9 protein-coding genes and 1 pseudogene are annotated in these 9,403 nt (G+C 64.2%); 5 read left to right on the plus strand and 5 right to left on the minus strand.

The genetic code is table 11. The features are described from left to right. Window positions 1-440, plus strand: a pseudogene (locus WAN71_RS18830) (Na+/H+ antiporter); the annotation flags it as partial. A gap of 14 nt (window positions 441-454) precedes the next feature. On the opposite strand, the gene WAN71_RS18835 reads toward WAN71_RS18830, so the two are convergent. Continuing rightward, entirely contained in the window at window positions 455-1,144 is a 690-nt protein-coding gene (locus WAN71_RS18835) for a sensor domain-containing protein (RefSeq protein ID WP_422226781.1), read from the minus strand. A gap of 224 nt (window positions 1,145-1,368) precedes the next feature. Here WAN71_RS18835 and WAN71_RS18840 point away from each other — a divergent pair, with 224 nt between their 5' ends. Beyond that, window positions 1,369-1,881, plus strand: coding sequence for a nitroreductase family deazaflavin-dependent oxidoreductase (locus tag WAN71_RS18840; RefSeq protein WP_422226782.1), 513 nt, complete (start codon window positions 1,369-1,371; stop codon window positions 1,879-1,881). A gap of 100 nt (window positions 1,882-1,981) precedes the next feature. Further along, window positions 1,982-3,127 carry a glycosyltransferase gene (locus tag WAN71_RS18845; RefSeq protein ID WP_422226783.1) on the plus strand — a complete coding sequence of 382 codons (1,146 nt, stop codon included), beginning with the start codon at window positions 1,982-1,984 and terminating at the stop codon, window positions 3,125-3,127. Between the two features lie 18 nt (window positions 3,128-3,145). On the opposite strand, the gene WAN71_RS18850 is transcribed toward WAN71_RS18845, so the two are convergent. Both WAN71_RS18850 and WAN71_RS18855 read right to left on the minus strand, forming a co-directional pair. Next, a complete protein-coding gene (locus WAN71_RS18850) occupies window positions 3,146-3,550 on the minus strand; it encodes a hypothetical protein (RefSeq protein WP_422226784.1) in 405 nt (134 codons plus the stop codon). A 114-nt stretch (window positions 3,551-3,664) separates the two neighbouring features. Then, the gene (locus tag WAN71_RS18855; protein WP_422226789.1) at window positions 3,665-4,426 is read right to left on the minus strand and encodes an SDR family oxidoreductase; all 762 of its coding nucleotides are present in this window, start codon (window positions 4,424-4,426) and stop codon (window positions 3,665-3,667) included. 288 nt (window positions 4,427-4,714) lie between these two features. Here WAN71_RS18855 and WAN71_RS18860 point away from each other — a divergent pair, with 288 nt between their 5' ends. Then, on the plus strand, window positions 4,715-4,945 hold the full coding sequence (locus tag WAN71_RS18860; RefSeq protein ID WP_422226785.1) for a hypothetical protein: 231 nt from the start codon (window positions 4,715-4,717) through the stop codon (window positions 4,943-4,945). Between the two features lie 33 nt (window positions 4,946-4,978). Then, on the plus strand, window positions 4,979-5,950 hold the full coding sequence (locus tag WAN71_RS18865; protein WP_422226786.1) for an aldo/keto reductase: 972 nt from the start codon (window positions 4,979-4,981) through the stop codon (window positions 5,948-5,950). Window positions 5,951-5,965: 15 nt separating this feature from the next. On the opposite strand, the gene WAN71_RS18870 is transcribed toward WAN71_RS18865, so the two are convergent. Both WAN71_RS18870 and ngg read right to left on the minus strand, forming a co-directional pair. Continuing rightward, window positions 5,966-8,143 carry a glutamine synthetase III gene (locus WAN71_RS18870; protein ID WP_422226787.1) on the minus strand — a complete coding sequence of 726 codons (2,178 nt, stop codon included), beginning with the start codon at window positions 8,141-8,143 and terminating at the stop codon, window positions 5,966-5,968. Window positions 8,144-8,270: 127 nt separating this feature from the next. Then, window positions 8,271-9,403, minus strand: a 1,133-nt coding sequence (gene ngg, locus WAN71_RS18875; RefSeq protein WP_422226788.1) for an N-acetylglutaminylglutamine synthetase, incomplete at its 5' end; no start/stop codon positions are given.

The raw sequence follows: 9,403 nt of genomic DNA on the forward strand, positions 1-9,403 counted from the left end.
GCGTCGTGATTCTGGTGACCGTCCTCGTCCAAGGCACCACGCTGCCCTACGTCGTGCGCTGGGCCCGGATGCCCGAAGACGTAAGTCACGCTGATGAATTGCAACTGGCCCGGTGTCGCGGCGCCCAGGCCGCCCTCGAAGCTCTGCCGGTGGTCGCCGGTGAAATCGGCATCAGCGACGAACTATTGAGGCGCCTTCAGAAGGAATACCAAGAACACGCGGCCCTCGTGGAAGCCGGCGGCGACCCTGAGGGGCCTAATGAGGTGGCCGACCGAAACGATCTGCTGCGTCGGGTGCGGCTTGGCGTACTAGAACGCAAACGTCGGGCTATCACCGAGCTTCGAGACCAAAATCGGATCGACGACATAATCCTGCGTGAGTTGCAATCTGCAATGGACCTCGAGGAGGTACGACTGCTCGACCCTGCCGACACCGAGTGACAGCGCGAAAGGCCCTACTGCGTCGACACTTTGGCGGCGATCTGGTTGGCGATGTCGATGGCTGAGTTCCTCGGATCGGCGCTGCACGTGTTGATATCGACGATGACGTTGTTCTTGATCGCTAGCGCCCGACCACAGGCCCAACCGCCGGCCCGGGCATTTTGTTGCGTTGCTATCGTGCTCAGTGCACCGTCGGTATCTGATATCGGCTCGACAGTCCATTGTGTTCCGGACTGGATGTGGGTGTAGCTGTGGCAGGCCGGCCAACGTAGGGCCGAGGCGATCAAGAAGAGGCCGGCCTGTTTGGCGGTAGGGAACAGCACCACTGCCTGCTCGGCGTAATGGGTGAAGTTATCGCCATCGCTCAGTGCCTGATCTCGCACCGAGGTAAAGCCACTGTCGGCGTAGACCTGGGCTTGCGCCGCGCCGTCGATGGCAAGGCATTCCTTGGGCTTCATAGTGGCGCTGTCGTCGGACATCGCATCGTGCTTTCTGGTGACCGCCAGTCCGTTCGCACCCATCACGGGGTTGATCTGCTCCGGGCTAAGCAGCATCGCATCGAGCTCACGCTCAACAACCGGGCGCGGGATGAGCGATATCTTGGTCGTCGTCGATTTAACACTCGCTTGGTTGCTACCGGCACCGCAACCGGCGCCGAGAATGCAGATGCCGACAACGGCTAACGCGGCCGTCAAATGGCGCATCGTTCTTCATCCCCATTTCCCCGAAACCCCAAGCCTACCGCGCGCTTCGGCGGGTTAATCCGAGGAATTGAGCCAAATTTAGACTCCGCTCAGTGATTCCAAGTAGGGACTCGGATGGTTTGCGGAATACACACGGGCCGCAGTGTGTAACGGCGCGCTGATGTGACCGGCGGCGGATTCTCAAACAACTCATGGGCATAGCGGGTATTGGGTACCGTCGACCCGTGTCCCTTCGGCGGGAAAGCCCAATTCGCGGACGGCGGCTGCGGCTCGATGAGGCGCTGATGGAGCGCGCGCTCATGAGTCCGGTCGGCTACCGATTTCTCCTGCACCTGGCACCCCGTATCGACAAGGTGCTGATCCCTCGGACCCACGGCCGGCTGAGTTCGGCCGGAGTCGACACGGTGGGCCTGGTCACGACCACCGGTGCGAAGTCCGGGTTGCCGCGCAGCCAACCGCTGGTATTGATCGACGATTCGGACGGGCTGCTTGCCATCGGCTCCAACTATGGTCGCCCGCCACACCCGGCCTGGAGCACCAACCTGCTGGCGCACCCCGAATGCACGGTCGAGTTCCTGGCTCCGCCCGCGCAATACCGCGCGGAACTGCTCAGCGGCGACGCCCGCGCCTCGGCATGGGCCGTGGCCACCGACTTTTATGCCGGTTACGAGCGCTACCGCGCCAGCTGCGCACCACGCGAGATCAGGCTCTTCCGCCTTCGGCCAATCGCCGCCTGACATCCGTCGGCCTGTTCGGCCCTTGGAGTTCATGGGGTGTTCAGCCAACCGTCGATGTCAGATCGTTGACCGCACACGAGCAGCGGTTCTGCTGAGGAGTATGCGTGTCGTTCAGGTCGCCAACTTCTACGGACCTCGCTCCGGCGGCCTCCGTACCGCCGTGGACCGGCTGGGCGCGGAATACTGCGCCGCGGGCCACGAGGTGTTTTTGATCGTCCCGGGTCGGCATGCTGGGCAGACCCAGCTGCCCACGGGCGTAGTTCGAATCACCGTGCCCGCCAGGCTGATTCCGTTGACAGGCGGCTACCGTGCGGTGCTGCCCGGGCCGGTGCGAGCATTGCTGGAAGCACTGCGGCCAGACACCCTAGAGGTCTCTGACCGGCTCACGTTGAGGTCACTGGGCCGCTGGGGTCGCAAACACGGCGCCACCACTGTGATGATCTCTCACGAGCGTCTTGATCGCCTTGCGGGCCAGTTACTTCCGCGTCGGACCGCGAGGGCGTTCGCTGACTTCGCCAACCGGCGTACCGCGGCCAACTACGACACCGTGGTGTGCACCACCGGGTTCGCGCGCGAGGAATTCGATCGCATCGGTGCGACGAACATCGTCACCGTCCCGCTGGGCGTGGACCTGGAGACCTTCCACCCGTGCCGGCGCTCCGCCCTGGTACGTCAGCATTGGGCTGCGCCGTCGCAGATCCTGCTGGTGCACTGCGGCCGGCTGTCGGTAGAAAAGCGGGTCGACCGCAGCATCGACGCGGTCGCCGAGTTGTGTGCCGCCGGCCTCGACGCCCGACTGGTCGTCGTGGGCGACGGCCCGTTGCGGGCCAGGTTGCAGCGGCAAGCCGCTCGATTGCCGATCGATTTCACCGGTTTCGTTTCCGATCGGCACGCGGTGGCCGCGCTATTGGCTTCGGCTGATGTCGCGCTTGCGCCAGGGCCGCACGAAACGTTCGGGCTGGCTGCGCTGGAATCGCTGGCGTGTGGCACGCCGGCCGTGGTTTCCCGCACGTCGGCGCTGGGCGAAATCATCACCGCAGACAGTGGAGCCCTGGCCGACAACGACCCCGCGGCCATCGCACAAGCGGTCAGCGCGGTCGTCAGCCGGCCCGAAGAGCACCGGCGGGCCTGTGCGCGGCGGCGTGCCGAGATGTTCACTTGGCACCGTGCGGCAGTCGGAATGCTCGCCACGCTCGGGGCCGTGCCGGTCGCTGACGTGCGGGCGACTGGCGAAAACACCGCATAGCGCTCTGCGCTGCGGCGGCTAACTGGGGCTAGCCTGCGACGCGGGCCCCACCTGGCCGGTGAGCGGATTGACTTGCACGGTCATCGGACCGCGCTGTCCGGCCGCGTTTGCCTTTCCGCGCTGCTGCGCTTGGGCGAGGGCGTTGATCACCGGGTTGTCCTTTAAGAGCTGTTTCCGGTCTTCTTCGGACAGCTCGTAAAACGCCCACACCCCCCAGGCAGCGGGCCGCACGTACAGCGTCACTTTCTGATGTCGACGCTTGTTTTGCGACAGCACCGCGGGAATGGGTACGACTCGATCCAGCGTGGCTGAACTGACCAGCTCCCCGGCGATCTTGTCCATATCCACCCCGTCTTGAAGCTCGTACACCAATGACTGGTGGGGTGTGTGGGATGGGCCCTGGAGGGCCAGGAACCACGCCATCCGGCGTCTCCTTCGCTCGTCGTTATCAGCGCAACTGTAAAGGACGTGGCCGGTCCAGCGGCCAGAATTTAGTTCGCGTTCAACAGTTTCGCCGACCCAGAGGTTCTGCGGCCACTAACTGGGATCCGGAAACGCTACCGGGCTCGCGGGCGCGCCTCGCGCAACGACAACGGGCATCGACGTCGATGCGTCGGTCCGCAAAATGGTGTGCACCACCTCGATGAGGTCTTCGACCGGCATCAACTTGCCCGGCATGCAGCCACGCGACGACCACAACGGAACGGCTTTCATGGCAAGGTCCATGTCCCAGCCGATGTTCATGCCAGTCGCCGCGTCGCCCTCGCCGCCTCCGCACTCCCCGACGATCAGGCAGGTGAAGCCGATATCCGGGTGTTCGGCTCGCCAGGCATCGACGAGTTGCTCGAGCGCAGCCTTGCTCACGCCATAGGCGCCGAGGCCCGGCCAGGGCGGCCCGAAAGGTCCTGCGTCGGAAGAAAGGTAGACCGCCTTGCCCGCCGAGGCCGTCAAGTGTGGCACCGCCGCCGCCGTCACCAGCGCCGCGCCGATGACATTGGTATCGAAGATGCGCCGCCAGGTTTCCGCATCGGTGTCGACCATCCGGACGAGTGGCCCTATCGCGGGCGTGTAGATGAGGGAGTCGATGCCGCCCAGCGCATCGGCGGCATCGTTGATGGCCGCTCGACACGATTCCTCGTCGGTGACATCACATTCGATGGCGACCGTTCCCGGGCCCGCTTCGTTGGCGGCAGCCTCGATGCGTGCGCGACGCCGGGCAAGCAACGCGACCTGGGCGCCACGCTGTGCGAGGCCGACACCAATGCAACGCCCAAGACCACTTGAGGCGCCGACCACCACTGTCCTTGACATATTTGCCCTTCCCTGTAACGAGCCCGCTGCAGCCACAGCGTATCGGCCACCAGGTGGACAGGTGACCCTGGCCGGTGCGGCATGGCCATTCGTTGCCCACAGGCGAGGGCTGACCTGATTGGAGAAGAACTCCAGGAGGTTAGATGCTTGCTCCGGATAGTCGGTGGCCTGCGGGTTTGTGAGTTTAGACACATCAACGACGGGCTAATCCCGGCTGCGAAGCGCGGGGGACGCCCCGCGCACCCAACTGAATTCCGGGAGCGTGAGCAGATGGGCATGACTTCTTTCGCCGTGGCTGAAATGGGCTCCGACGACCGCGACTACGACAGCTGGCTGACCACCCTGACCCAAGCGTCGGCGCGGCTGGACGTGTTGCAGACTGTCGTCACCGAGCTGTGCCAGTTGTGCGAACAGGAAGATGTCGTCCGAAGCCAGGAAGTCTTCGAGGTACTTGAACGGCACGGCGCCATCACCAAGGCTGCTGCCGCGGACTCCGACGCCGCCTAGCTGACGCGGCCACTGCTCACTACGGTGGGCAGCATGAAATATCTGGACGTCGATGGAGTCGGAAGAGTCAGCCGGATCGGGCTGGGCACCTGGCAGTTCGGGTCGCGTGAATGGGGCTATGGAGACAGCTACGCCGCTGGACCCGCCCGAGACATCGTTCGCCGCGCTCGCGCCTTGGGGGTCACGCTGTTCGACACCGCTGAGGTATACGGACTGGGTAAAAGCGAACGGATCCTCGGTGAAGCACTAGGCGACGAGCGCAGCGAGGTTGCGGTGGCCAGCAAGATCTTTCCGGTCGCCCCTTTCCCTGCCGTCATCAAACAGCGCGAGCGTGCCAGCGCACACCGGCTGCAGCTGGACCGCATCCCGCTCTACCAAATCCACCAGCCCAACCCTGTCGTGCCCGACTCGGTGATCATGCCGGGCATGCGCGACCTGCTCGACAGTGGCGCCATCGGCGCCGCCGGCGTCTCGAACTACTCGCTGTCGCGTTGGCAGAAGGCCGATGCCGCGCTCGGCCGACCCGTGATCAGCAACCAGGTGCTTTTCTCCCTCGCCCGGCCTGCCGCACTGGACGACCTCGTTCCGTTCGCCGCGCGGGAGAACCGCATCGTGATCGCCTATAGCCCACTGGCGCAAGGACTATTGGGCGGCAAATACGGAGTGGATAACCGACCCGGCGGGGTTCGCGCTATTAACTCGCTTTTCGGCACCGAGAACCTGCGCCGGATCGAGCCGCTGCTGCAGACGTTGCGCGATGTAGCCAAGCAAGTCGACGCCAAGCCGGCACAGGTCGCACTGGCCTGGCTGATCAGCCTGCCGAACGTGGTCGCCATTCCCGGCGCATCAAGCGTTGAGCAACTCGAGTTCAACGTCGCCGCCGCCGATATCGAGCTGAGCGCAGACTCCCGGGACGCACTCACCGAGGAGGCCCGCGATTTCCGGCCGGTGTCATGGGGACGATTCCTCACCGATACGGCCCGGGAGAAGCTGCAACGTCGCTGACTGCCGCATGGCGTTTTAAAGGATGTAGAGCATCTCCTGATAGGTGGGCAGCGGCCACAGATCGTCGGCCACGATGCCTTCGAGGGCGTCGGCGGCTGCCCGAATCGCCGCCATCGCCGGCAACAACTCCTGCTGTGCATGCTTGGCCTCATCAACCGCCGATTCCGCCGAATGCTCCGACAGCGCCGCCTTCAGCGTTGCCAAACCCGTTTCAAGATCGGCGATCGGCGCCGAAACCGCTTGCAGCGCAGCGGTGCTCGCTTCCACGCCGGCGGCCTTCAACGCGGCGACATTCTGTGCGAGCTCGGTCTGGTAGCGGATCCCGGCCGGCAGGATGATCGTCGAGCCGATCTCCAGTGCCAGCTTGGCCTCCACGGCGATGGTCAGCGCATACTGCTCCAGGCGGACCTCGTAGCGGCTGTGCAGCTCACGTTCGCTGAACACCCCGTATTTCCCGAAGAGTTCGACCGCTTCCGGCTTGATCAGTTCCGGAATGGCATCCAGGCTGGTCTTGAGATTCGGCAAGCCCCGCTCGGCCGCTTCGATCTGCCACTTCTCCGAGTATCCGTCGCCGTTGTACACCACGTCGCCGTGTTCGGTGATGATCTCGGTGAGTAGCTTCTGCACCGCCTTGTCGAAGTCCTCACCGTCTCCGGTGGCCTTCTCCAGCGCCGTTGCCATGTAGTCCAACGAGTCGGCCATGATCGTGTTGAGGACGATCAACGGAACCGCGACCGTTTGCCCCGAGCCAGGCGCACGGAACTCGAACCGGTTGCCGGTGAACGCGAACGGGCTGGTGCGGTTGCGGTCGCCCGGATCGGTCGGCAACGGGGGCAGGGTGTCGACACCGATGATCATGGTGCCCTTGCCCTTTGACGAGGTCGCCGCACCCTTGGCGATCTGCTCGAACACGTCGGCGAGCTGTTCGCCGAGGAAGATCGAGATGATCGCGGGCGGTGCCTCGTTGGCGCCCAGGCGGTGGTCGTTGGTGGCCGACGCGACCGAAACACGAAGCAACCCGGAGAACTTGTGCACGGCACGGATCACCGCGGCGCAGAACACCAGGAACTGGGCGTTCTCGTGCGGGGTGTCGCCGGGGACCAGCAGCGAGCCCAGCTCGGAGTTGCCCAAGGAGAAGTTGACGTGATTACCCGATCCGTTGACGCCGGCGAATGGCTTCTCGTGGAACAGGCATTCCATGCCGTGCTTCTTGGCGATGATCTTGAACACCGTCATCAGCAGCTGCTGGTGGTCGGAGGCGATGTTGGCCCGCTCGAACATCGGCGCGATCTCGAACTGGCCGGGGGCCACCTCGTTGTGCCGGGTCTTGGCAGGAATACCGAGCTTGAACAGCTCGCGCTCGGTGTCCATCATGAAGCCCAGCACCCGCTCGGGAATCGCGCCGAAGTAGTGGTCGTCGAACTCTTGACCCTTCGGCGGCTTAGCGCCGAACAGCGTGCGGCCCGCATTGATCAGATCCGGCCGCGAAAGGAAAAAGTGCCGGTCGACCAGAAAGTACTCCTGCTCAGGCCCGCAGAACGACACGACGTGATTGAGGTCCCTGTGACCGAACATCTTCAAGATGCGCTCGGCGTGCACGCCCATCGCCTGCTGGCTGCGCAGCAACGGCGTCTTGTAGTCCAGTGCCTCGCCGGTCATCGAGACGAACACGGTCGGGATGCACAGCGTGTTGCCGTTCGGGTTCTCCAGAATGTAGGCCGGGCTGGTGACATCCCAGCCGGTGTAACCGCGTGCCTCGAAGGTGCTCCGCAACCCACCGGACGGGAAGCTGGACGCGTCAGGCTCGCCTTGAATGAGGGTCTTGCCAGCGAACTCGGCGAGCGTCTGCCCGTCGGAGACGGGCTCTAAGAAACTGTCGTGCTTTTCCGCGGTCAGGCCGGTCATCGGGTAGAAGACGTGGGCGTAGTGGGTGGCGCCCTTCTCCATTGCCCAGTCCTTCATGGCGACTGCGACTGCGTCGGCGACGGCAGGGTCAAGCTTGACGCCCTTGTCGATCGTCGCCGCCACGGACTTGTACAACGACTTCGGCAGCCGTGCCTGCATCTCCGCTTTGGTGAAGACATTTGATCCGAAGATCTCCCCCGGCTCTTCGCCCGGGTCGAAACTGATCGCTGGCGGCACATACGCCTCGACGTTGGTGATTGCGTGCAAGCGCACTGTGTTGCCGCTCAATGGAGTTCCTATCGCTGCGATGCGTTGCATCGGATTGTCGGTTGTTTGCTGGGGCGACAATAAGGAACATCGATGGCGGATATGTTACACAGCTGTCAAACTCTGATGGCACCAAAATTGTGCAGGCTCAAGGTCGCGACTCCTCGGGAGTCCACGCGAGCGGCTGGCCGGGATGACCGGGGAACAGGTAGTCGATGAAAGCCGCGGCGGTCGGCTGTGGTTCGTGGTTGGCCAGGCCTGGTCGCTCGTTGGCTTCAATGAAAGCGTATTCAGCGCCGGTGATGTCAGGCACGAGCAGGTCGATGCCCGTCACCCTGATACCGATCGCGTCAGCAGCAGCCACCGCAACTCGGCAGAGTTCCTGGTTCACCTCAGGGGTGACGTCATGGATCGTGCCACCCTGATGCAGGTTGGCGGTGTGGCGAACGCGGAGCCGAGCTCCTTGCGGCAACACGTCATCCAGCATCCATCCGGCTTCCGCGACGGTCGCCTCGGTGATTTCGTCGAGCGGGATGCGTGACTCACCGCCGGTGGCCGCAGCGCGTCGTCGGCTCTCGGCCGCAATCAGATCTCGCACGGTGTGCTCACCAGTACCGATGATCTCGGGGGGCAGCCTCAGCGCGGCGGCCACTACTCGTCCGTCGATCACCACCAACCGGAGGTCGCTGCCCGCGACCCGCTGCTCGATAAGGACCTCCGGGTGTTGCTCCCGCGCGCGTGCCACTGCGGTCGCGAGGTCGTCGGGACCGTGGTCGGCGACGACGCCCACGGTGATGCCCTTGCCCTGTTCACCGCGAGTCGGTTTGACGACGACCTCCCCGACTTCCTTCAGGAACGCATAGTCGTCATCGTTCATGGTCGCCAGGCGGGCACGAGGCACTGTGATGCCGGCCTCGGAGACCAGGCGCCGAGTCAAGCGTTTGTCGTCGCACCGGCACATAGCGATCGCGGAGGTGAACTCGGACAAAGACTCGCGGGTGAGCACGCTGCGGCCACCATGGGTCAGTCGCATCTCACCGGCCCCGGCATCCAGAACCTCTACCCAGATACCGCGGCGCATCGCCTCGTCGGCGATGATCCGCGCATAAGGGTTGAGGTCGTCGACCGTCTCCGGCGGCGGGGCGAACAACGGCTCGTTGATCGCGTTCTTGCGTTTGATCGCCAGGACTGGAACGCGGCGAAAGCCCAGCTTCTCGTAGAGGCCGATTGCCGCGGCGTTGTCGTGCGCGACTGAAAGGTCAAGGTAGGCGCGGCCCTTAC

Origin of the sequence: Mycobacterium sp., from assembly GCF_049280035.1 — a bacterium.
GTDB lineage: Bacteria > Actinomycetota > Actinomycetes > Mycobacteriales > Mycobacteriaceae > Mycobacterium.

Bases quoted from the DNA above. Each gene is read 5' to 3' on its own strand.
- WAN71_RS18845 (WP_422226783.1), top strand. From the start codon at position 1,982: ATGCGTGTCGTTCAGGTCGCCAACTTCTACGGACCTCGCTCCGGCGGC.
- WAN71_RS18860 (WP_422226785.1), top strand. From the start codon at position 4,715: ATGACTTCTTTCGCCGTGGCTGAAATGGGCTCCGACGACCGCGACTAC.
- WAN71_RS18850 (WP_422226784.1), bottom strand. From the start codon at position 3,550: ATGGCGTGGTTCCTGGCCCTCCAGGGCCCATCCCACACACCCCACCAG.
- WAN71_RS18865 (WP_422226786.1), top strand. From the start codon at position 4,979: ATGAAATATCTGGACGTCGATGGAGTCGGAAGAGTCAGCCGGATCGGG.
- WAN71_RS18835 (WP_422226781.1), bottom strand. From the start codon at position 1,144: ATGCGCCATTTGACGGCCGCGTTAGCCGTTGTCGGCATCTGCATTCTC.